Raw genomic sequence first — 20,976 nt, 5'->3', positions numbered from 1 at the left:
TGGAACAGCGCAGTCGGGAAGTGTCGGCCGCGCGCGTGCTGTGGCAGGATCATGAGCATGACAGCCGACGCGCCCGCCACCCCGGTCACCCGGGGGTCGTTCTGGCGCCGCCGTGCGATCGACCTGCTCCTGGTCGCGTCCGCCGGGTGTACCCGGGCACCGCTCGGCTGATCCCGCGTGCCCTCGCCGGCGCCGCGGACGGCCGGGCCGTGCTGCCCCCGCCGTCCCGATCACTTCGCGTCCGAGGAGCACCCGCGTTGACCACGTCCCTCGTCCGGCCCCCCGTCGAGATCCACCCGCAGCTGACCGACCCGCTGCTGCCCGACCTGCTGCACCCGTCGCGGCTGTTGTGGACACCGCGTGAGCTGGCTGACCTGACCGCCACCGTGACCACCGAGCTGACCGCGAACCTGCGGAGCATCCTGCGGTTCGACGAGGACCGCCGCTGGTGGGCCCGGCTGGCCCTGACCGACGGCGTCGAGCTGTGGCTGCTGTCGTGGCTGCCCGGCCAGCACACCAAGCCGCACGACCACGGTGGCGCGTCCGGCTCGTTCACCGTGCTGCAGGGCGAGCTCGGCGAGGAGTACCGCTACCCCGGCGGCCCGGTCCGGCGCCGCACGCACGTCCCCGGCCAGGGCATCGGCTTCGGCGCCGGCCGCGCGCACCAGGTGACCGGCCTCGGCGACCGGCCCGCGGCCAGCATCCACGCGTACTCGCCGCCGCTGGTGGCGACGCGCAACTACGAGAGCCTCGCCGACGTCCCGGCCGAAATCCCGCCGTTGCCCGCTATCGTCCAGCGATGAGCGCCATCGACACCTTCCTCGAGAAGGCCCGGTCCGGTCTGGAGCGGGTGTCGCCTTCGCGGGCCCACGAGCTGCAGGAGGCGGGCGCGTTGCTCGTCGACATCCGGCCCTTCGCGAACCGCCAGGCCGAGGGCGAGATCCCCGGCGCGGTGGTCGTCGAGCGGATCCACCTGGAGTGGCGGCTGGCGCCGGACAGCGAATGGCGGCTGCCCTCGGTGACCCCGGACGCGACCGTGGTCGTGCTCTGCAACGAGGGGTACTCGTCGAGCCTGGCCGCGGCCGACCTGCAACGGCTGGGCCTGCGCAACGCGACCGACCTCGAAGGCGGCTTCCGCGCCTGGGCCTCCGCCGGCCTGCCCGTGCAGACCGGCGGAAGCCCCGCGGTGCCCTAGGCGAGCGCCGGGGCGACCTGCTCGGTGAACAGGTCGATGCCGGAGCGGTCGTACGCGGCTTCCGGGAAGTTGAAGATCGCGTAGGACATGCCGAGCTCGCCCATCGCGGCGAGCTTCTCGGTGATCTGCTCGGGCGTGCCGGTGGTCGGGCTGTTCTCGAAGTTGCCGGCCCAGCGCTCGACGGCGTCGGCCTCGATGTACTTGGCCAGGTGGGACCGCAGCCACGCCAGCTTGTCCTGGACGTCCTTCTCGGTCGCCCCGATGACGATGTTGTGGTTGGCCGAGCGGACGATGGCGTCGAAGTCGGTGCCGACGTCCTTGCAGTGCTGCGCGAGGATCTCCGACTTGCGGGTGAAGGTCTCCGGGTCGGCGGCGAAGTTCGTGTACTTCGCGTACTTCGCGGCGATCTTGAGCGTCTTCTTCTCGCCGCCACCGGCGATCCACAGCGGGATGCCGCCGTCCTGCGGCGGCAACGGACGCAGGATGGCGCCGTCCGTCTGATAGTGCTTTCCGTCCAGTGTGGACTTTCCGGTCGTCCAGAGGTCGCGCATGATCTGCACGCCTTCGTCGAGCTGGCCGAGCCGCTCGCCGGCGCCGGGGAAGCCGTAGCCGTAGGCCCGCCACTCGTGCTCGTACCAGCCCGCGCCGATGCCCATCTCGACGCGGCCGCCGGAGATGGTGTCGGCGGTCGCGGCCACCTTCGCCAGGTAGGCCGGGTTGCGGTAGCCCATGCAGGTGCACATCTGGCCGAGCCGCACGGTGTCGGTCGCGGCGGCGAACGCCGAGATCAGCGACCACGCCTCGTGCGTCGCCTCCTCGGTCGGGACGGGCACGGTGTGGAAGTGGTCGTAGACCCAGATCGATTCGAAGGGCCCGGCCTCGGCGTGCTTCGCCAGGCCGAGCATGGTCTTCCAGTGGTCCGCGGGATCGATGCCGGCCAGGTCCAGCCGCCACCCCTGCGGAACGAAAATTCCGAAGCGCATGCGGCCAACTTAACGCCGCCCGCGGCCGCGCGCGCTGTGATTTCCGGCCGCGCTGGGCTGGAGTAACTCCAGGTCAGGCCGGCGCGGCTTGCCCCTCAGGCCAGGAAAGAGAGTGCACCGTCGATCCGCCCTCGTCAGCCTTCCGGCTCCCAGTTGACGGAGTCCGGACGCATCCCGCCGGACTCCACGAACTCGCGGGCAGCCTTACGCACGTCGGCCTCGAGGAGTTCGGCGTAGATGACCTCACCTCATTCCGGCAGCGGGAACGCACACAGCTACGGGCGAGGCGCAGAAGCGCGGCGTTCCCCTCCGCTCCAGGTCAGGCCAGCACGACGCGCGCCAGCTCGGCCGGCGCGGCGAGCAGACCGTGCTTCGGCAGCACCCGCACCGTGTATCCGATCGAGCCCGGCCTCGGCAGCTTCAGGCGGGCCGCGAAGGCGCCGATGCCGTCGTCGGTCATCGGGACCGTGACCGCGTCGCGTAGCTCGTCGTCGTCGCCGACGCGGCCGACCACCGCCTGGATGTCCACTTCGGACGGATCAAGGCCGGCCAGGTCGATGCGGGCCCGGATCGTCACCTCCGTGCCGACCACCAGCGGCTCGGTCGCCTCCACCAGCAGCTCCGAGTCGAAGATCCGCAGCCGCGGCCACGAAACCTCGAGCTTGGTGCGGTAGTCCGCCAGCGACAGCGCGCCGCGGTAGCCGTCACCCGTGGCCGCCGCGACCATCCGGGACGCCGGGAGGTACCCGTTGTCGACGTATTCGCGGACCATCCGGGACGCCTGCACCCGCGGGCCGAGCGTCTCCAGCGTGTGCCACACCATCGACAGCCAGCCGGTCGGCACACCGCCGTCCGAACGGTCGTAGAACAGCGGCGCGATCTGCTGGCCGAGCAGCTCGTACAACGCCGCGGCCTCGAGGTCGTCGCGGCGCAGCGGGTCGGCGACGCCGTCCGCGGTCGGGATCGCCCAGCCGTTGCTGCCGTCGTAACACTCGTCCCACCAGCCGTCGCGGATGGACAGATTGAGGCCGCCGTTCAGGGCCGACTTCATGCCCGACGTCCCGCACGCCTCCAGCGGCCGCACCGGGTTGTTCAGCCAGACGTCACACCCGCGGTACAGGTACCGGGCCATCGACATGTCGTAGTCCGGCAGGAAGACGATCCGGTGCCGCACGTCGGCGCCGTCGACGAACCGGACGATCTGCTGGATCAGCTGCTTGCCGTTCTCGTCGGCCGGGTGCGACTTACCGGCGACGACGACCTGGATCGGCCGGTCCTCGTGCAGCAGCAGCGTGCGCAGCCGCTCGGGGTCGCGCAGCATCAGCGTCAGCCGCTTGTACGTCGGGACGCGTCGGGCGAAGCCGACGGTCAGCACGTCCGGGTCGAACACGGAGTCCACCCAGCCCAGCTCCAGCGGGGACGCGCCACGCTGCAGCCACGCCGCGCGCACCCGGCGCCGGACCTCGAACACGAGCTTCTCGCGCAGCTCGCGCCGCAGCTCCCACAGCTGGGCGTCGGACACGCCGGCGCGCAGCGGGCCCTCGCCGACGTCGAGGCCCCACTCGCGCCCGAGCAGCGTGCTGAGCTCGCGCGCCACCCAGGTCGGGCCGTGGACGCCGTTCGTCACCGACGAGATCGGCACCTCGTCGTGGTCGAACCCGGGCCACAGCCGGGAGAACATCTTGCGCGTGACACGCCCGTGCAGCTGCGAGACGCCGTTCGCGCGCTGCGCCAGCCGCAGGCCCATGTGCGCCATGTTGAACAGCCCGGGGTTGTCCTCCGCGCCGAGCGCGAGCACGCGGCGCGGGTCGATGTCGGGCACCAGGCGCCCGTCGGAGAAGTAGCGCTGCACCAGGTCCACCGGGAACCGGTCGATGCCCGCGCTGACCGGGGTGTGCGTCGTGAACAGCGTCCCGGCGCGGACGGCGGGCATGGCCTCGTCGAACGCGAGGCCGTCGGCCTGCACGATCTCGCGGGCGCGCTCGAGGCCGAGGAACCCCGCGTGCCCCTCGTTCGTGTGGAACACCTTGGGCTGCGGGTGGCCGGTCAGCTCGCAGTACTTGCGGACGGCGCGGAAGCCGCCGATGCCGGCCAGGATCTCCTGCCGCAGCCGGTGGTCGGCGTCGCCGCCGTAGAGCCGGTCGGTGACGCCGCGCAGGTCGTCGTCGTTGGCCTCGGTGTCGGTGTCGAGCAGCAGCAGCGGGACGCGCCCGACGCGGGCCTGCCAGATCTGCGCGCACAGTTCGCGTCCGCCCGGCATCGCGACGCCGATCAGCACCGGGCGCCCGCCGGCAGTCAGCAGCTCGAGCGGGAACGCGTTCGGGTCGATGACCGGGTAGTGCTCGACCTGCCAGCCGTCGAGCGACAGCGACTGCCGGAAGTAGCCGTTGCGGTAGAGCAGCCCGACGCCGACCATCGGCACGCCCAGGTCGGACGCGGCCTTGAGGTGGTCGCCGGCGAGCACGCCGAGGCCGCCGGAGTAGTTCGGCAGGGCTTCGGTGACGCCGAACTCCATCGAGAAGTAGGCGACCGCGGGCGGCAGGTCCGGGTCGTCGCGCTGCTGGTACCAGCGCGGCTCGGACAGGTAGTTCTCCAGGTCCGCGGCGGCGGCCCGGGCGCGCTCGAGGAAGCCGTCGTCCACGGCGAGCTCGTCGAGGCGGTCCGGCGGGAGCGCGGTGAGCATGCGCAGCGGGTCGCGCACGGAGTTGAACAGCTCGGCGTCCATCGACGCGAAGAGGTCGCGCGTCGGCGGATGCCACGTCCAGCGCAGGTTGGTGGCCAGCGCGCCCAGGCCGGACAGCGACTCCGGGAGACTGGCGCGGACGGTGAACCGGCGGACTGCACGCATGGGAAGCGACGATATCGGGCCACGGCCCCGCGTGCGCAGGGAGTAGTTCGGGGATAACGCGCACGCGTCCCGTAAGCCCTGGGTATGGTCCTGCCCGTCGGGTAGGCGGGCACGAGAGCGAGTGAACAGATGATCCCAGGGGGAGGACGGCGCGCGCTGGTCGCGTTGCTGGCCGTCGCGGCCGTGGCCGTGAGCGGGTGCAACGGCAAGAGCGGCGGCGCGAGCGGGGACCCGGCCAAGGACACCGGCGCCGGATCGGTCTCCGGGCTCCCGGTGACCCACTTCGAGAGCGGCCTCAAGCCGGACGCGCCGACGCCGCGTCTCGACGTCCGCAACGCCGACGGCGGCGAGGACGACAAGCTCGCCACCGCCGCGATCGACGACGTCCAGACGTACTGGGGCGAGCACCTGCAGGCCGACTTCGGGCAGCAGTTCGAGCCGGTGAAGTCGCTGCTGTCCTACGACGCGCAGACCGACACCGAGGAAACCGGCTGCGGCAGCGTGAAGAAGCTCGTGAACGCGTTCTACTGCCCGGTCGACGACTCGGTGGCGTGGGACCGCGGCGTGCTGCTGCCGATGCTGCGCCAGCGGTTCGGGCCGATGTCGGTGGTCGTCGTGCTCGCGCACGAGTTCGGCCACGCCGTGCAGTACCGGCTGGGTGACAAGGCCGGCATCACGAAGAGCACCCCGACCGTGGTCAAGGAGCAGCAGGCCGACTGCTTCGCCGGCGGGTACTTCCGCTGGGTCGCCGAGGACAAGAGCAAGTACTACCGGGTGTCGACGTCCGAGGGCCTGAACCAGGTGATGGCGTCGATGTTCCTGATCCGCGACCAGGCGGGCACCAGCGCCGCCGACAAGGGCGCGCACGGCACGGCGTTCGACCGCACCTTCGCGTTCCAGGCCGGGTTCGAGAAGGGCCCGAAGGAGTGCGCGGCGATGAACACCGACAACGTCAAGGCCCGGCTGACCGAGCGCCCGTTCGACAAGGGTGACACCGGCAAGGGCGACGCGAAGTTCACCAACCAGGCGGTCGAGCTGCTGAAGAAGAGCCTCGACGAGGCGTTCAAGGGCGCGGGGGTGGCGGCCCCGGAGATCACCGACGGCGGCAGCTGCCAGACCACCCCGCCGGCGTCGTACTGCCCGGCCGACAACACGGTGAGCATCGACCTGGCGAAGCTGGCGCAGCTGGCCCAGCCGATCGACCGCGAGGCCGAGATGAAGGGCGAGGACCCGGGCGGCATGGGCGACTTCGCGGCGTTCTCGGAGGTCGCGTCGAGGTATGCGCTGGGGATCCAGAAGGGGGTCGGCGCGTCGATCGACAACCCGAACGCCGGCCTGCGGACGGCGTGCCTGGTGGGCGCGTGGGCCGCGTTCACGAACCGCCCGGGCGACCTGCGGCTGTCCGCGGGTGACCTCGACGAGGCGATCGCGGACCTGCTGCAGCCGGAGAGCCTGGTGTCGGCGGATGTGAACGGGAAGCGTCCGGACAGCGGTTTCGACCGCGTCGAGTCGCTGCGGCGCGGGTACCTCGAGGGCTCGTCGGTCTGCTCGAAGCAGTACGCCTGAGGGCTTGAGAAAGGCCCCCACCGCGTGGTGGGGGCCTTTTTTGTGGCCGGGAACGGTGGGGTTCGGCTGGTTTCATCGCGAACGGTCCTTTCGCGCCCCCTCTCCCGGGCACGAACGGCCCTTTCGCGCCCATCGCACACCGACGCGAACAGCCCGCCCAGGCCCGCCCCGGCGCGAACGAGCCACTCGCACTCCTGCCCAGCGCGCACGAAGGCCCCCACCGCGTAGTGAGGGCCCTTTTGTGGTCGGGAACGGTGGGGTTCGGCTGATTTTGTCGCGAACGGGCCACTCGCGCTCCTCTCGCGGGCACGAACGGCCCCTTCGCGCCCATCGCACACCGACGCGAGCAGCCCGCCCAGGCCCGCCCCCGGCGCGAACTGGCCACTCGCGCTCCTGCCCAGCGCGCACGAAGGCCCCCACCCGGTGACTCGGGGTGGGGGCCTTTCTCGTGCGGTCTAGAAGAGGGCGCTCGCCAGATCGCGGCGAGCCTTCATGACACGATCGTCGGCCGGGTCGAAGAGCTCGAACAGCGCCACCAGGTGCTCGCGAACCCTGTTGCGGTCGTCGCCCGCTGTGCGGCGGACCGCGTCGATCAAGCGCTTGAAGCCCGCCTCGACGTCGTTCGACGCGATGTCGAGGTCGGCCGCGTCGAGCTGGGCCGCCAGGTCGGTCGGGTCCGCGTCGGCCTTGGTGCGGGCCTCCGGGTCGGCGTTCTCGGCCCGGGCCGTGAACTTGACCTGGGCCAGGGCGTTCTTCGCCAGCTCGTTCGCCGGTTCGACGTCCAGGATGCGCTCGTAGGCCGCCTGCGCCGCCGCGAAGTCGCCCTGCTCGAACGCCTCTTCCGCCTCGGTGAAGCGCGGGTCCTCGGGCTCCTCGACCGGACCCGCTCCGCCCGCTTCGGCCTCGCGGATCGACGGGAGCTTGTCGCGCAGGGCGTCGAGCAGCGCGTTGATCCACTTGCGGATCTCGGGCTCGGGCAGCGCGCCGGAGAACGCGTCGACCGGCTGGCCGCCGCCGATGGCGACGATCGTCGGGATGGACTGCGCGCCGAACAGCTGCGCGATGCGCGGGTTGGCGTCGACGTCGACCTTCGCCACGACCCAGGCGCCGCCGGACTCGGCGGCCATCCGCTCCAGCACCGGCGACAGCTGCTTGCACGGGCCGCACCACTCGGCCCACAGGTCGACGATCACCAGCTGGTGCAGGGACCGCTCCACGACCTCGGTCTGGAAGGTCGCTTCGGTGACGTCGATCACGGCCTCGGACGAGCCGGGGGCGGGCGGCGGCGGGCCGTCCCCGCCGGCCGGGCCGGCGGGCGGGGCCGGCTGCTTGCGCGCCGTTTCGGCGCGGGCCTTGAGCGCGGACAGGTCCACCGCGCCGGAAAGGGCGGCGGACAGGGCCGCTGACTTCGCTGCAGATCCGCGTGGTTGTGTCACGCTTCCATCCTGGCACGCGCGCCGGGACGTTTCACCGGGTGCCCGGCCCGTCCGCTTGGCAGGACGGCGTCGGGTGGGGCAGGCTCGGCCGGTGCACATCCGGCGTGACGTGAAGGTGGGCCTGTCCATCGCGGCGGCCGTCGCCTGGATCGGCGCGGTGACCCTGCTGATCGTGCACGAGCCCGACCCGGGCGCGGCCTCCCCCGGCGAGCTGCGCGACAAGCTCGCGTCGGCGCTGTCCGGCCACGACGCGGACGCCTTCGCCGGCCTCGTCGACTACCCCGGCTCCGGCGGCGACGACTTCGCGAAGGACTACGTCGCGGTGCTGGCCGACCACGGGGTGCACGACGTCCGCGTCGCCCTCGGCCCGGACGCGGCGGCCCCCGTCCACGCGACGATCGAGGGCGCCCTCGGCGACGGCAGGCCGTTCAGCTACGCGCTGAACGTGACGAGCGAAGACGGCCGCTGGACGGTCGCCTTCACCCCGCCACTCCCTTAATCCTCGCGCAGGTGGGCCTCGACGCGGTCCACCTTGGCCTCCAGCTGGCCGGAGAAGCCGGGGCGGATGTCCGCTTTCAGGACCAGCCCGACCCGCGCCGAACCCTCCCCCGCGGCTTCGACCGCGCGCTTCACGACGTCCATCACCTCGTCCCAGCTCTCGCCCTCGATGTTCGTGAACATCGCGTTGGTCGAGTTGGGCAGCCCGGACTCGCGGACGACCTTCACCGCGCGGGCGACGGCCTCGCTGACTCCGCCGTCGGGCTCCCCGCCGGACGGGCTCACGCTGAACGCGACGATCATGCTCGGAAGTCCCTTCTTCGGTGTTCTTTTCCGCCGGTCGGGCGACACCCGCCGGTACCCGCTGGTAACTTCGCGTGTCATGAACCGTCCGCTGCCGTTCGACCCGATCGCCCGCGCGGCGCAGCTCTGGGAGGACCGGATCGGGCCCTCCGGCACCATGGCCGCGGTGACCGGCGTGATGCGCGTCCAGCAGATCATCCAGTCCGCGGTGGACGGCGCGCTCAAGCCGCACGGCCTGACCTTCGCCCGGTACGAAGCGCTGGTGCTGCTCACCTTCGCCCGCAGCGACAGCCTGCCGATGCGGGTGATGGGCGAGCGGCTCCAGCTGCACCCCACCAGTGTCACCAACATAGTCGACCGGCTGGAGCGCGACGGGCTCGTGAAGCGCGTCCCGCACCCGACCGACCGCCGCACGACGCTCGTCGAGATCACCAGCGAAGGCCGGAAGCGCCGCGAGTCCGCCACCGAGGCCGTCACCGCGATCGACTTCGGCCTGTCCGGGCTCACCGACCGGCAGACCGAGCAGCTGACCGACCTGCTGACGAAGGTGCGTCGCGCGACAGGCGACTTCACCGAATAGAAGAAGGGCCCGCGCCGAAGCACGGGCCCTTCTCATCTGCTGGGATCAGGCGGCGACGGGTTCCTTGACCTGGAACAGGCCGACCCCGCCGTGGGACAGCCGCTGCGGGCCGTCGAGCTTGCCGTTGCGCAGCGCCCACTTCTCGAACAGCCACGTGAACAGCGGCGGGATGCTCGCGAGCAGGGCGTAGACCAGGGTCTTCGGGCGCCAGCCGAGCGGCTTCGCCACGGACAGGGAGACGACCACGTAGAGGACGAAGATCACGCCGTGCACCATGCCGATGACGGGCACGCCGCCCTCACCGGAGGAGTGCACGACGTACTTGAGGAACATCCCGACAAGCAGCGCCGCCCAGGACAGGGCTTCGGCAACTGCGGCCACGCGGAACACTAGAGCGGCCTTGCTGGACACTTCTTCCTCCTGTGGGGTCTCACCACTTTGTCGTAGGCACAAAAAACGTCCGACGCACCGTCCAAGGCGGACTGCCTGTGGACGTCAACGGCGCTGTCGGACGTGCTGAGACCAGTGTGAGGCGTGATGGCCCTCACGGGAACACCGGGGCCCGTGACGATGCTCACGAACGTGGTCCACTGTGGTCCGGACCACGTTCGCGAGCACCACTATCTAGTCAGAACACGGGGAAACCGGTGCTGCGGAGGGCGACGTGCCCCAGGTCGCCTTCGCGACATCGGCAGTCAAGGAGAAGTCGAGCGTCGTGCCACGCTTCAGCTGGTCCACGTTGACATACACCCGGTCACTCGGCTTCGAGCCGACCTCGAGCCCCGAGACGTACTGCAGCTTCGAGCCGTCCGCGCCGGGCGCCTTGATCGTGACGTCCCGCCCGTTCTCCAGGTGCAGCACGGACTTCGCGAAGCGCGGCGAGTTGAGCACGAAGTTCCCAGTCCCTGGGACGGCGGGATAGAGCCCCAGCGCGCTGAAGACGTACCACGCCGACATCGTGCCGAGGTCGTCGTTGCCGGTGACGCCGTTGGGCGCGTTGGTGAACAGCGTGTGCGCCGCCCGCACGACCGTCGACGTCTTCGCCGGCTGCCCGGTGAGCGCGTACATCCACGGCGAGTGCAGGTCGGGCTCGTTGTTCGGGTTGTAGCGGAACTGGTCGTAGTAGTCGTACGGGCCGACGACCCAGTTCTCCCGGACGGCCGTCGCCGGGTTCTTCACCAGCGCGTCGTAGGCGAAGAAGTCGTCGAGGCGCTTGCCGGTGGCCGCCGGGCCGCCCATCCGCTGCTCCAGGCCGGGGACGTCCTGCTGGACCAGCCACTGGTACTGCCAGGCCGTGCCCTCGTGGAAGCCGTCCTGGCTCTGCGGGCTGTACGGCTTGTCGGCCGGGCTGAACCAGGCGCCGCCGGCGACCTTCGGCCGGAAGAAGCCGTCGAAGCCGCGGTCGGTCTGCGACTCGTCCCAGAGCGTCCGGTAGGTCCGGCCCTTCTGCTTCAAAGCGGCCGCGTCGGACTTCTTGCCGAGCGCCGCCGCCATGACCGACAGCGAGCAGTCACCGAGCGCGTACTCCAGGGTCGCCGACGCGCCGTGGTTCGGGTCGGTGTCCTGACCCTTCTTCGGGAAGTTCGGGTCGTACTGGACGAAGCCGTCAGCCTGGTAGCTCGCGTTGCCGGAGCGGCCCTGGAACGGCGACGACGCGGGCGGGATCTGCGTCGAGTTCTGCAGCAACGCCTGGTAGGCGCGCATCTCGTTGCCCGACAGCGCCCCGAACCGCCAAAGGTCCACGAGGAACGGCGTGACCGGGTCACCCGTCATCGTGTTCGTCTCCTGGCTCGCGTACGCCCACCGCGGCAGCCAGCCGCCCTGGTCGTGGATGGCCAGGATGCTCTTGGCGATATCACGAGCGCGGTCCGGCCGCAGCAGCGCAAGGAGCTGGTTCTGCGTGCGGTAGGTGTCCCACAGCGAGAAGAAGTCGTAGTACGTCCAGCCGACCGCGCGGTGGATCTTCTTGTCGAAGCCGTAGTAGCGGCCGTCGGCGTCGTTCGCGGTCAACGGCTGCAGCAGCGCGTGGTACAGCGACGTGTAGAAGACCGTGCGGTCGTCGGTCGTGCCGCCCTTGATGTCCACAGTGGACAGCTCGCGCCGCCAGGTCCGCTGGACGTCCGCCTTGGCGGAGTCGAACGACCGGATGTGCTCGGCCGCCAGGTTCACCCGGGGCCCGGCCGCGTCCACCTGCGAGATCGCCGTGGTCGCGGTGACCTGGCCCGCGCCGCCGAACGACAGCCACGCGCCACGCAGGCCCGCGCCGCCTTCGGAAGACCGGCTGCCGGGGGTGCCGCCGGTCGGCGACCAGGTGCCGAACGTCTTGAACGGCTTGTCGAACTTCGTCGTGAAGTACGTCGTGTAGGCCTTGCCGCCGCAGAAGGCCTGCGACTCCACGGTTCCTTCGACGGTCCGGTCGTCGACGACGCGGATGCTGCTGCCCGTCACCGGTTCCTTGTCGTTGGCCTGCCCGACGTTGACGAAGACGTTGGCATCACCGGGTTTCGCAAAGGTGTACCGCTCGACACCCGCGCGCGTCGCCGCGGTCGTCTCGACGTCGACACCGCCGTAACCGGTCAGGTGGACCTTGTAGTAACCGGGCTTGCCGACCTCGCCGTCGTGGGTGAACGGCGCCGCGTACTTCGTCTGGTCGAAAGTGGACGCCTTGGTCGTGTCGAACGCCTTGCCGGGCCCGATCTCGCCGGTCGTCGGCAACGTCGAGACGAGGCCGCCCTGCTCCCAGCAGCCCGCGCCGGACAGGAAGAAGTGGCCGAAGCCGCGGATGGCCGTGTCGGTGTAGCGGTAGCCGGCGTAGTGCGAGGTGATGGGGCTGACCTGCGTCATCCCGAACGGCGCCGACGCGCCGGGGAACGTGTTGCCCTCGTCCTGCGTGCCGATGAACGTGTTGACGGCGTCCAGGGCATCCCCGCCGGCCGCGGCCGCGACGGGGGTGAGCCCCGTCGCGGCCGCGGTCAGCGTGAGAAAGCCCGCCAGGATGGTGCTTTTCATGCGCCGATGCCGATCGCGAACACGTGGAGCGCACCGCCGCTGACGTTGTCCGGCAGCGTCACGCTCGCCACGGTCTTGCCCGCGTCGAGGGTGATCGGGTTGGTGCCGAACACCATCGTGCGGATCTGCTGCGGGTCGCTGCCCGCGGCGTTGCGGTACGGCGTGGACAGCACGATCCGGTTGCCGAACGACGGCTGGGCGCCGCCGCCCCCGAGGGTCCAGTCGGAGAATCCGATGGTGGCGGTGGACTTGCTGCCGTCGGTGTAGGTGATCGTCAGCGTGCCGGACGCGTTGCCGTTGGACGCCGAGCCGAGCAGCGCCAGCCGTCCCGAACCGCTCACGTTCACCGTCTGGCCTCCTGCGACCGCGTTGTCGGGGTCGCCGGCCGGGAACGCCGGCCAGGTGAACTTGATGCCGTCACTGGTCACCGTGCCGCCCGGGTTGGCGCCGGCCGCGGCCAGCGCGTTCGCCGAGTAGCTCCAGCCGCCGCCGTCGAAGTTGGCCGCCGACGAGTCGGAGTCCGGCGAGATGCCGGCGTTGTCGACCGTGGCGAGCCAGCTGTTCGGCTGCGCGACCAGCACCGTGAGCACCGCCTGCGTCGAAGCCACCCCCGGCGCCGAGAACGTCACCGGGATGCGGCGGGCGCCGTCGGCCAGCCCGGCCGGGACGGTCACCGTCACGTCGGCGTGCGCCTTGCCGCCCGCCGGGACAGCGATGCTGCCCGACGCCGGGGTCAACGTGACCCCGTCGACACTGCCCGCGCTGTAGGTCCAGGTCCGGGCCGTACCGGAGAGGTCCTGGACACCGACCGACGCCTGGGACGTCGACCCTGCCGGCGTCACCGCGCGCGCCGGGTCCACAAAGGACAGGCTCGGCTTCTCCTGCTCGCGGAACGACGGCGGTGCGTCGGCCGCCGCACTGCCCCACGCGGTTGCCGTGGCGGACCGCGTGTAGTCGAGCGTGCCGCCACTGGAGATCAGCGACTCCGGCAGCCACGCCTTGTAGGCCGCGCCACCGTTGACCTTCAGGCTGCCGACGTAGTCACCGGTGCCCGGCGCGTTGATCGTGATCTTCTTGCCCGCGCCGGTGGTGAGCACGGCGTGCTCGAAGCGCGGGGTGACGAGCAGCGTCTCGGCGCGGCCCGGGATCTCCGGGTAGACGCCGAGCGCGGACCAGACGTACCAGGCCGACATCTGGCCGAGGTCGTCGTTGCCGATCAGGCCTTCGGGACGCGGGTTGTACAGCTCGTCCATCGAGCGGTGCACGATCGCCTGGGTCTTGGCCGGGGCGCCCGCGTAAGAGTAGACGTACGGCGCGTTGGAGTTCGGCTCGTTGCCCATGAAGGCGTACGGCTCCTGGGTGCCCGCGTTCAGCTGGGTGAAGAAGGTGTCCAACCGCGACTGGGTCGCGGCCGGCCCGCCGAACGCCGTCACGACGCCGGCGAGGTCGTAGGGCACCATCCACTCGTACTGCGCGCCGTTGCCCTCGACCCAGCCCTGCGAGCTGGCGGGGTCGTAGGTGCCGGCGAACGAGCCGTCCGCGTTGCGCGGCTGCAGGTGACCGGTGCCCGGGTTGTAGAGGTTCTGCCAGTTCTGCGCGCGCTTCATGAACGTCGTGTACGTCGCGCTGTCCCCGAGCCGCTTCGCGAACTCGGCGATGGAGAAGTCGGCGCTGGTGTACTCGAGCGTGTCCGCGCCGGCGCCCGGCACGTACCCGAGCTTCTGGTAGTCGTCGAGGCCCGGCCGCTCGGTGTAGCCCTGCGTCGGCTGGGTGGCGCCCTTGATCATGAGCAGCAACGCCTTCTGGGCGTCGAAGTCCCGCGCCCCGAACGCGTACGCGCTGGAGACGATGATGTGGTACGGGTCGCCGTTCATGACGCCGGTGTAGTCGTTGGCCACCGTCCAGCGGTCCCACGACCCGCCCTGCTCGGCGTAGGCCATCATCGACCGGACGATGTCCGAGGTCTCCTTGGGGTCGATCGTCGCCAGGAGCGGGGCTTCCGAGCGGTAGATGTCCCAGCCGGAGAAGTTGGTGTACATCGCGTGGCCCTTGTCGGCCTTGTGGATCCGCCCGTCGAAGCCGGGGTACTGACCGTCCACATCGGAGAACACGTTCGGCTGGATCAGCGAGTGGTACAGCGAGGTGTAGAACGTCGTCAGGTCGGCGTCCGAGCCACCGGTGACGGCGATCTTGCCGAGCTGGTCGTTCCACGCCTTCCGCGCACCCGCGGCCACGGTGTCGAACGACTTCTTGGTGTTCTCGGCCTTGAGGTTGGCCTTCGCGCCGTCGACGGACACAAAGGACAGTCCGACCTGGACGTTCACCTGCGCGCCGTTGAGGTTGGCGAAGGTGACGTACCCGCCGCTGCCCGGGCCGGACACGGTGGTGTCCTGCTGCTTGGCCTTGGCCGGGCGCGCGATGGAGGCGTTGACACCGTTGGGCTGCGCGACCTTCGCCTTGGCCCCACCGGTTTCGGCGGACTTGCCCGGCGTCACGGCGCCGTTCTTCCAGGTGCCGATCGACTCGAACGGCGTGTCGAACTTGGCCGAGAAGTAGACGCGGTAGCTGTTCTGCGCGCCGCAGAAGCGGCCGCTGGTGGCCCAGCCGCTGATGGTGTCCTTGCCGATGGTGATCGACGCGTCGTCGGTGCCGTTGACCGAGCCGGACGTGTTGACCAGCAGCGTCGAGGACGCGCCGGCCGGGTAGGTCAGCCGCGCGGAGCCGGTGCGCTGGGTCGCGGCCAGCTCGACCTTCGCGCCGCTGTCGAGGGTGACGTCGTAAGCGCCGGCCGTCGCGTGTTCGTTGGCGTGCGAGAACTTCGACGTGTAGTGCCCGGGGTCGGTCGCCGGGGAGGTCGAAACCTCACCGACGTACGGGATGAACGGAATGTCCTGATAGGTCGAACAGCCCGCGCCCGAAAGGTGCGTCAGGCTGAACCCGGTCAGGGCGTTGTCGTCGTAGAAGTACCCGCCAGGCTGGGACTTCACGGTGTCCGGGCTCCACTGGACCATGCCGAACGGCGCGACCGCGCCCGGGAACGTGTTGCCGGCGCCGCCCCCGGTGCCGTGGTCGGCGCCGCCCGGACGGGTGCCCACGAAGGGGTTGACCCACTTCGCGAAATCCGTCGCCGGGCCCGCCGCGGCGGGGACAGCGGGAGCCACCGCTGCCGTCACCGCCAATGTCAGGAAAGCAAAACCGGCTCTGAAGCGCGCTCGCGCCATCGCCATCGCCTCTCACCTCATCAGCGCGACCCGAAACGGTGCAATGACAACCTTGTCGCGCAGTCGGTCGAACCGGGTCACCTTGGGCAGCGTCTCACCGGACAGTCAAGTGTCCCGTCAAGACCTGTCCACTTCGGGACAGCGTGATCAGCCGTCTGCCGTACGACGTCGGTAGCCGAATCGGCACAATCCACGCACGAACCGTTGACAACTCACCGGGCGGTGGCGTTCAATCCCGTGCACTATGACAACGTTGTCTCCACCCGGCCGGGACCGGGACGGCAGCACGCGCACCGCGAGCCGCCGGGCCACGATGAGCGATGTGGCGCGGCTGGCGGGCGTGTCGATCAAGACCGTCTCGCGCGTGGTCAACGACGAACCGGCGGTGCACCCGGACACCGCCGAGCGGGTCATGGCGGCCATCGAGCAGCTGGGGTTCCGGCGCAACCTCGGCGCGCGGAACCTGCGCCGCGGGTCGACCACCGGGACCATCGGGCTGATCGTCGAGGACGTCGGCAACCCCTTCTACTCCGAGCTGAACCGCGCGGTCGAGCGGATCGCGACGTCGTTCGGGCGCCAGGTGCTCACCGGCTCGTCCGAGGAGAACTCCGACCGCGAGCGCGAGCTCGTGCTGGAGTTCTGCGCGCGGCGGGTGGACGGCATCCTCGTCGTCCCGGCCGGCCTGCAGCACGGGTACCTGGTGCCGGAGATGCGCGCGGGCACGCCGGTGGTGTTCATCGACCGCCCGGCCGGCGACATCGTGGCCGACACCGTGCTGGTGGACAACCTCGGCGGCACCATCGAAGCCGTCACCCACCTGGCGAAACACGGCCACCGGCGGATCGCCTTCCTCGGGGACAGCCCGGACATCTTCACCGCCGCCGAGCGCCTGCGCGGCTTCCGCGAGGGCTGCGTGCGCAACGGGATCTCCTACGACGAGTCCCTGGTCTCCATGCGTACCCCGACGCCGGACTACATCGGCGACGCGGTGAAGCGGCTGATGCACGGCCCGGACGCGGCCACCGCGGTGATCGCCGGCAACAACCGGGTCGCCGTGCACGTGCTGCGCGCGCTCGCCCACGCCGAGCAGCGCCCGGCGATGGTCGGCTTCGACGACTTCGAGCTGGCGGACCTGCTCGACCCGCCGGTCACCGTCGTCGCGCACGACGTGAGCGCGCTCGGCCACGCCGCGGCCGAGCTGCTCTTCGCGCGCGTCCAAGGAGATCAGTCCCCGCCCAGAAAGGTAGTCCTGCCCGTGCATCTCGTCGCCCGTGGTTCCGGTGAGGTCGCCCCGTGACCCTCGAACCGATCCGCCTCCCGGCCAACCAGCCGCCGCAGTTCTACCGCGGGGGCGACGCCATCGCGGCGCTGCGCGGCGCGTCTTCCGAGAAGAAGTTCGGCCCGGAGGACTGGGTCGCGTCGGTGAGCACCATGTTCGGCCAGGAGACCAACGGCCTGACCCGGCTCCCGGATGGCGCCTGGCTGCGGGACGCCGTGCTCGCGAACCCGAACGCCTGGCTCGGCGCCAAGCACGTCGAGGCGCTCGGGACGTCGACCGGCCTGCTGGTCAAGCTGCTCGACGCGGGCCAGCGGCTGCCCGTGCACTTCCACCCGGACGACGCCTTCGCGAAGCAGCACTTCGACTCGCACTTCGGCAAGACCGAGGCGTGGATCGTGGTCGGCACCTACGGCGACGACCCGCGCGTCTACCCCGGCTTCAAGGAGACGCTGTCGAAGGCGACGGTCTCCGAGTGGACGCGCGAGCAGGACGTGCCGTCGATGCTGGGCGCGCTGAACAGCGTCCCGGTGACCGCGGGTGACACCGTCTACATCCCGGCGGGCCTGCCGCACGCGATCGGCGAAGGCGTCTTCGTCGTCGAGCTGCAGCAGCCGACGGACTTCTCGCTGACCATCGAGTGGCGCGACTTCCTCGCGTCGCCGGAGAAGGGCCACCTCGGGATCGGCTTCGACACCGCGATCGAAGCGCTCGACACGTCGGGCTGGGACGCCGGGCGCCTGGAGACCATCATCAAGCGCACCGCGGGCGACACCGGGTCCACAGTGGACCTGCTCGCCGGCGGCTCGGAGCAGTTCTTCCGAGCCGAGCAGCTGCGCACGGACAAGACGACAACGTTGTCACTCGACCCGTCGTTCGCGGTGCTGGTGGTCCTCGACGGCGAGGGTGTCCTGCGCACCGAGCACGGCGGTGACCACGCGCTGGCGAAGGGCGACACCTACGTCATGCCGTTCGACGCCGGCCAGACCGAGCTCGCCGGGACCACGACGGTGATCCGCTGCCGGCCGCCGGCGCCGGAAGGGAGGCGGGGATGAGCGAAGTCCTGCTGGAAGCGGTCGACCTGGTCAAGCGGTACGGGTCGGTCGAAGCCCTGCGCGGCGCGTCGTTCCAGGCGCGCGCGGGTGAGGTGACGGCGCTGATCGGCGACAACGGCGCCGGCAAGTCCACTTTGGTCAAATGCCTCTCCGGCGCGGAGCAGCCGACGTCGGGCAAGATCCTGCTGGACGGCGCCGACGCCCACTTCGACTCGCCGACGACGGCGCGGCGCCTGGGCATCGAGACCGTCTACCAGGACCTCGCCGTCGCCCCCGAGCTCGACCCGGCCGCGAACCTGTTCCTCGGCCGCGAGATCCACCGCAAAGGGATCCTCGGCAAGCTCGGCATGCTCGACAAGGCCGAAATGCGGCGCCAGGCCGTCGAGGAGTTCCAGCGCCTCGGCGTGACGCTGCAGAGCACCGACGTCCCGATCGGCTCGCTCTCGGGCGGGCAGCGGCAGAGCGTCGCGGTCGCGCGGTCGGTCGTGTGGGCGTCGAAGGTCGTGTTCATGGACGAGCCGACCGCGGCGCTGGGCGTCGTGCAGCGCGAGCGCGTGCTCGACGTCATCAAGAAGGTGCGCGACAAGGGCATCGCCGTCGTGCTGATCAGCCACAACATGCCCGAGGTGCTCTCGGTCGCCGACCGCGTCGAGGTGCTGCGGCTGGGCAAGCGTGTCGCCCGGTTCACCGGGCCGGACACGAAGCTCGAAGACCTCGTCGCCGCGATGACCGGGGCGCTCGTGCAAGAGGAGGCCGCGTGAGCGTGTCGACACCCGCGCAGAAGGACATCCAGGAGTCGCCGGAGGCCGGGTTCGGCAAGCGGCCCCTCGGCAAGCGGCTGGTCGGCGCCAACACGTTCTGGATCGCGCTGGTCCTGGTCGCGCTGGTCATCGTGTTCAGCGCGATCGCTCCCGGCGAGTTCCCGACGCTGTTCACCTTCCAGACGCTGCTCATCGAGACGTCGGTGCTGCTGGTGCTCTCGGTCGGCATGACGTTCGTGATCATCACCTCCGGCATCGACCTGTCCGTCGGCTCGGTGCTGATCTTCGCCGGCATGGTCGCCGGCAAGGTGATGGAGGCGATGTCCGGCGGCAACGCGTCGAACGCCGGCTGGGGCGTCATCGTCGTCGGCCTGGTCGCCGCGGTGGTCGCCGGCACGGTGTGGGGCCTGGTCAACGGCTTCCTCATCGCCGTGGCGGGGATCCCGCCGCTGATCGTCACCCTCGGCACGATGGGTGCGGCGCTGGGCGCGGCCTACCTGCTCAACAACGGGTCGGACGTGCGCAGCGTGCCGGTGGTCCTCAACCAGACCCTCGGGTACGGCACCTCGTTCGGCGTGGTGCCCAACCTGGTCATCGTCGCCGTCGTGATCACCCTGATCGGCGCGTGGCTGCTGCACACCACGAAGTTCGGCCGGTACACCTTCGCCGTCGGCTCCAACGCCGAAGGCGCGCGGCGCGCGGGCATCGGCGTCACCGCGCACCTGCTGAAGGTGTACACGCTGACGGGGTTCCTGGCCGGCATCGCCGGGTTCCTCTCGCTGGCGTACTACGCGTCGACCACGATTTCGGCGCACACCACCGACAACCTCAACGCCATCGCCGCGGTCGTGATGGGCGGGACGAGCCTCTTCGGCGGCGTCGGCTCGGTGCTGGGCACGGTGATCGGCGTGTTCATCCCGGCGGTGCTGAAGAAGGGTTTCAACATCACCCACGTCCAGGACTTCTGGCAGATGATCGCCGTCGGCGCGGTGCTGATCGCGGCGGTCTGGTTCGACCAGCGGCGCCGCCGTCGCCGCAACTCCCGCTGATTCCCCCCTGAGTACAAAGAGGTGCTTATGAAGCTGACCAAGACTCTCACCGCCATGGGTGCCGTGGTCTCCGCCGCGGCCTTGCTCACCGCGTGCGGGTCCGGCACGGTCGGGCAGAGCGGGTCCGGTGACAGCCAGGCCAACTCGGCCGGCTCGAAGAAGCTGGCGCTCATCCCGGGTGTGCAGGCCGAGCCGTTCTACATCTCGCTGCAGTGCGGCGCGCAGGCCGAAGCCAAGAAGCTCGGTTACGAGCTGACCACGCAGGCGCCGCAGAAGTTCGACGCGGCCATGCAGACCCAGCTCGTCAACGCCCTCGGCTCAAACCCGCCGGCCGCGCTGCTCATCGCCCCGACCGACGACACGGCGATGCTCGCGCCGATCCAGCAGGTCAAGAACCGCGGCGCGAAGATCGTCGAGGTCGACACGTCGCTGAAGGACACCAGCGTCGCGGCGTCGTCGGTCTCCTCCGACAACGCCGAGGGCGGCAAGCTCGCGGCCCAGACGATGGCCAAGCTCGCGAACGGCAAGAGCGGCTCGGTGCTCGTGCTCGACACGATCGCCGGGACGTCGACGACGGCGGCGCGCGCGAAGGGCTTCGAGGACGAGCTGAAGAACACCCCGAACCTGAAGTCGGTCGGCGTCCAGTTCACCCAGAACGAGCCGGACCAGGCGGCGTCCAAGGTGACGGCGGCGCTGTCGTCCACCCCGGACCTCATCGGCATCTTCGCGACGAACCTCAACACCGGTGAGGGCGCGGCGACCGGCCTGCGCAACGCGGGCAAGGTCGGCGCGGTGAACCTGATCGGCTTCGACGCCAGCCCCTCGGAGGTCGAAGGCCTCAAGAGCGGCCAGTACCAGGCCCTGATCGCCCAGGACCCGGCCTCGATCGGCACCCAGGGCGTCCAGCAGGCGGTGGCCGCGATCGAGGGCAAGCCGACCACGCGGAACCTCACCGCGCAGCTGCACTCGATCACCAAGGCCGACATGGACGCCAACTCGCAGTACTTCTACAAGCAGAGCTGCTGACCCGTCCGTCAGAGCCCTGTGCGGGGTGTTCGCTGCCCGCACAGGGCTCTGACCAGTGGTTTCGCCGCCGGTGATCGCTTACTGCCGGTCACCGCGGTGAGATAACCGCTCACCGCACGACCCGTTCCCCCGCCCGGGTGGGCTCCGTCACACTCATCTGCACATGCATT

18 protein-coding genes are annotated in these 20,976 nt (G+C 70.5%); 10 read left to right on the top strand and 8 right to left on the bottom strand.

Translation table 11 applies throughout. The features are described 5' to 3' along the window. Nucleotides 1–257: 257 nt before the first annotated feature. The gene (locus ACZ63J_RS35880; RefSeq protein ID WP_465399137.1) at nucleotides 258–803 is read left to right on the top strand and encodes a cysteine dioxygenase; all 546 of its coding nucleotides are present in this window, start codon (nucleotides 258–260) and stop codon (nucleotides 801–803) included. Then, on the top strand, nucleotides 800–1,195 hold the full coding sequence (locus ACZ63J_RS35875) for a rhodanese-like domain-containing protein (RefSeq protein ID WP_465314141.1): 396 nt from the start codon (nucleotides 800–802) through the stop codon (nucleotides 1,193–1,195). The genes ACZ63J_RS35880 and ACZ63J_RS35875 overlap by 4 nt, the downstream gene beginning before the upstream one ends. On the opposite strand, the gene ACZ63J_RS35870 is transcribed toward ACZ63J_RS35875, so the two are convergent. The 3 genes from ACZ63J_RS35870 to glgP form a co-directional block, all read right to left on the bottom strand. After that, complete coding sequence (locus tag ACZ63J_RS35870) at nucleotides 1,192–2,178, bottom strand: LLM class F420-dependent oxidoreductase (RefSeq protein ID WP_465399136.1); 987 nt, start codon at nucleotides 2,176–2,178, stop codon at nucleotides 1,192–1,194. The genes ACZ63J_RS35875 and ACZ63J_RS35870 overlap by 4 nt on opposite strands. 134 nt (nucleotides 2,179–2,312) lie before the next feature. Then, the gene (locus ACZ63J_RS35865; RefSeq protein WP_465399194.1) at nucleotides 2,313–2,390 is read right to left on the bottom strand and encodes an Imm1 family immunity protein; all 78 of its coding nucleotides are present in this window, start codon (nucleotides 2,388–2,390) and stop codon (nucleotides 2,313–2,315) included. A gap of 107 nt (nucleotides 2,391–2,497) precedes the next feature. Continuing rightward, the gene (gene glgP, locus ACZ63J_RS35860) at nucleotides 2,498–5,026 is read right to left on the bottom strand and encodes an alpha-glucan family phosphorylase (RefSeq protein ID WP_465338119.1); all 2,529 of its coding nucleotides are present in this window, start codon (nucleotides 5,024–5,026) and stop codon (nucleotides 2,498–2,500) included. 129 nt (nucleotides 5,027–5,155) lie between these two features. Between glgP and ACZ63J_RS35855 the strand changes: the two genes are divergently transcribed. Continuing rightward, on the top strand, nucleotides 5,156–6,592 hold the full coding sequence (locus ACZ63J_RS35855) for a neutral zinc metallopeptidase (protein WP_465338120.1): 1,437 nt from the start codon (nucleotides 5,156–5,158) through the stop codon (nucleotides 6,590–6,592). A 455-nt stretch (nucleotides 6,593–7,047) separates the two neighbouring features. On the opposite strand, the gene ACZ63J_RS35850 is transcribed toward ACZ63J_RS35855, so the two are convergent. Then, entirely contained in the window at nucleotides 7,048–8,028 is a 981-nt protein-coding gene (locus tag ACZ63J_RS35850) for a tetratricopeptide repeat protein (protein ID WP_465399135.1), read from the bottom strand. A 91-nt stretch (nucleotides 8,029–8,119) separates the two neighbouring features. Between ACZ63J_RS35850 and ACZ63J_RS35845 the strand changes: the two genes are divergently transcribed. Then, nucleotides 8,120–8,527 (top strand): hypothetical protein, encoded by a 408-nt coding sequence (locus ACZ63J_RS35845; RefSeq protein ID WP_465338122.1) that lies wholly within the window; start codon nucleotides 8,120–8,122, stop codon nucleotides 8,525–8,527. Here ACZ63J_RS35845 and ACZ63J_RS35840 read toward each other — a convergent pair. Beyond that, on the bottom strand, nucleotides 8,524–8,829 hold the full coding sequence (locus ACZ63J_RS35840) for a thiamine-binding protein (RefSeq protein ID WP_465399193.1): 306 nt from the start codon (nucleotides 8,827–8,829) through the stop codon (nucleotides 8,524–8,526). The two genes, ACZ63J_RS35845 and ACZ63J_RS35840, sit on opposite strands and share 4 nt — an antisense overlap. Nucleotides 8,830–8,908: 79 nt before the next feature. Between ACZ63J_RS35840 and ACZ63J_RS35835 the strand changes: the two genes are divergently transcribed. Beyond that, on the top strand, nucleotides 8,909–9,409 hold the full coding sequence (locus ACZ63J_RS35835) for a MarR family winged helix-turn-helix transcriptional regulator (RefSeq protein ID WP_465314149.1): 501 nt from the start codon (nucleotides 8,909–8,911) through the stop codon (nucleotides 9,407–9,409). A gap of 45 nt (nucleotides 9,410–9,454) precedes the next feature. On the opposite strand, the gene ACZ63J_RS35830 is transcribed toward ACZ63J_RS35835, so the two are convergent. From ACZ63J_RS35830 to ACZ63J_RS35820, 3 genes are all read right to left on the bottom strand, one after another. Beyond that, complete coding sequence (locus ACZ63J_RS35830; RefSeq protein ID WP_465338124.1) at nucleotides 9,455–9,820, bottom strand: DUF3817 domain-containing protein; 366 nt, start codon at nucleotides 9,818–9,820, stop codon at nucleotides 9,455–9,457. 213 nt (nucleotides 9,821–10,033) lie between these two features. After that, on the bottom strand, nucleotides 10,034–12,418 hold the full coding sequence (locus ACZ63J_RS35825) for a GH92 family glycosyl hydrolase (protein WP_465399134.1): 2,385 nt from the start codon (nucleotides 12,416–12,418) through the stop codon (nucleotides 10,034–10,036). Beyond that, nucleotides 12,415–15,645, bottom strand: coding sequence for a GH92 family glycosyl hydrolase (locus ACZ63J_RS35820; protein ID WP_465399133.1), 3,231 nt, complete (start codon nucleotides 15,643–15,645; stop codon nucleotides 12,415–12,417). The genes ACZ63J_RS35825 and ACZ63J_RS35820 overlap by 4 nt, the downstream gene beginning before the upstream one ends. Nucleotides 15,646–15,952: 307 nt before the next feature. Here ACZ63J_RS35820 and ACZ63J_RS35815 point away from each other — a divergent pair, with 307 nt between their 5' ends. The 5 genes from ACZ63J_RS35815 to ACZ63J_RS35795 are packed head-to-tail and all read left to right on the top strand — an operon-like array spanning nucleotide 15,953 to nucleotide 20,806. Beyond that, nucleotides 15,953–16,936 carry a LacI family DNA-binding transcriptional regulator gene (locus ACZ63J_RS35815; RefSeq protein ID WP_465314214.1) on the top strand — a complete coding sequence of 328 codons (984 nt, stop codon included), beginning with the start codon at nucleotides 15,953–15,955 and terminating at the stop codon, nucleotides 16,934–16,936. Next, nucleotides 16,933–17,970: a class I mannose-6-phosphate isomerase gene (locus tag ACZ63J_RS35810; RefSeq protein WP_465399132.1), complete on the top strand. Its 1,038-nt coding sequence runs from the start codon at nucleotides 16,933–16,935 to the stop codon at nucleotides 17,968–17,970. The genes ACZ63J_RS35815 and ACZ63J_RS35810 overlap by 4 nt, the downstream gene beginning before the upstream one ends. Further along, a complete protein-coding gene (locus ACZ63J_RS35805; RefSeq protein WP_465338128.1) occupies nucleotides 17,967–18,731 on the top strand; it encodes an ATP-binding cassette domain-containing protein in 765 nt (254 codons plus the stop codon). The genes ACZ63J_RS35810 and ACZ63J_RS35805 overlap by 4 nt, the downstream gene beginning before the upstream one ends. After that, nucleotides 18,728–19,780 carry an ABC transporter permease gene (locus ACZ63J_RS35800; protein ID WP_465399131.1) on the top strand — a complete coding sequence of 351 codons (1,053 nt, stop codon included), beginning with the start codon at nucleotides 18,728–18,730 and terminating at the stop codon, nucleotides 19,778–19,780. The genes ACZ63J_RS35805 and ACZ63J_RS35800 overlap by 4 nt, the downstream gene beginning before the upstream one ends. Nucleotides 19,781–19,807: 27 nt before the next feature. Next, a complete protein-coding gene (locus ACZ63J_RS35795; RefSeq protein WP_465399130.1) occupies nucleotides 19,808–20,806 on the top strand; it encodes an ABC transporter substrate-binding protein in 999 nt (332 codons plus the stop codon). The last annotated feature ends 170 nt before the right edge of the window (nucleotides 20,807–20,976 follow it).

The organism is Amycolatopsis sp. NPDC104863, assembly GCF_055582965.1.
This window is presented reverse-complemented; position numbering and strand designations above follow the sequence as displayed.

What these genes read in the sequence shown, in the direction of transcription:
- glgP (WP_465338119.1), bottom strand. Translation starts at nt 5,026, where the DNA reads ATGCGTGCAGTCCGCCGGTTCACCGTCCGCGCCAGTCTCCCGGAGTCG.
- ACZ63J_RS35870 (WP_465399136.1), bottom strand. Translation starts at nt 2,178, where the DNA reads ATGCGCTTCGGAATTTTCGTTCCGCAGGGGTGGCGGCTGGACCTGGCC.
- ACZ63J_RS35815 (WP_465314214.1), top strand. Translation starts at nt 15,953, where the DNA reads ATGAGCGATGTGGCGCGGCTGGCGGGCGTGTCGATCAAGACCGTCTCG.
- ACZ63J_RS35855 (WP_465338120.1), top strand. Translation starts at nt 5,156, where the DNA reads ATGATCCCAGGGGGAGGACGGCGCGCGCTGGTCGCGTTGCTGGCCGTC.
- ACZ63J_RS35820 (WP_465399133.1), bottom strand. Translation starts at nt 15,645, where the DNA reads ATGGCGATGGCGCGAGCGCGCTTCAGAGCCGGTTTTGCTTTCCTGACA.
- ACZ63J_RS35825 (WP_465399134.1), bottom strand. Translation starts at nt 12,418, where the DNA reads ATGAAAAGCACCATCCTGGCGGGCTTTCTCACGCTGACCGCGGCCGCG.
- ACZ63J_RS35875 (WP_465314141.1), top strand. Translation starts at nt 800, where the DNA reads ATGAGCGCCATCGACACCTTCCTCGAGAAGGCCCGGTCCGGTCTGGAG.
- ACZ63J_RS35795 (WP_465399130.1), top strand. Translation starts at nt 19,808, where the DNA reads ATGAAGCTGACCAAGACTCTCACCGCCATGGGTGCCGTGGTCTCCGCC.
- ACZ63J_RS35805 (WP_465338128.1), top strand. Translation starts at nt 17,967, where the DNA reads ATGAGCGAAGTCCTGCTGGAAGCGGTCGACCTGGTCAAGCGGTACGGG.
- ACZ63J_RS35840 (WP_465399193.1), bottom strand. Translation starts at nt 8,829, where the DNA reads ATGATCGTCGCGTTCAGCGTGAGCCCGTCCGGCGGGGAGCCCGACGGC.
- ACZ63J_RS35835 (WP_465314149.1), top strand. Translation starts at nt 8,909, where the DNA reads ATGAACCGTCCGCTGCCGTTCGACCCGATCGCCCGCGCGGCGCAGCTC.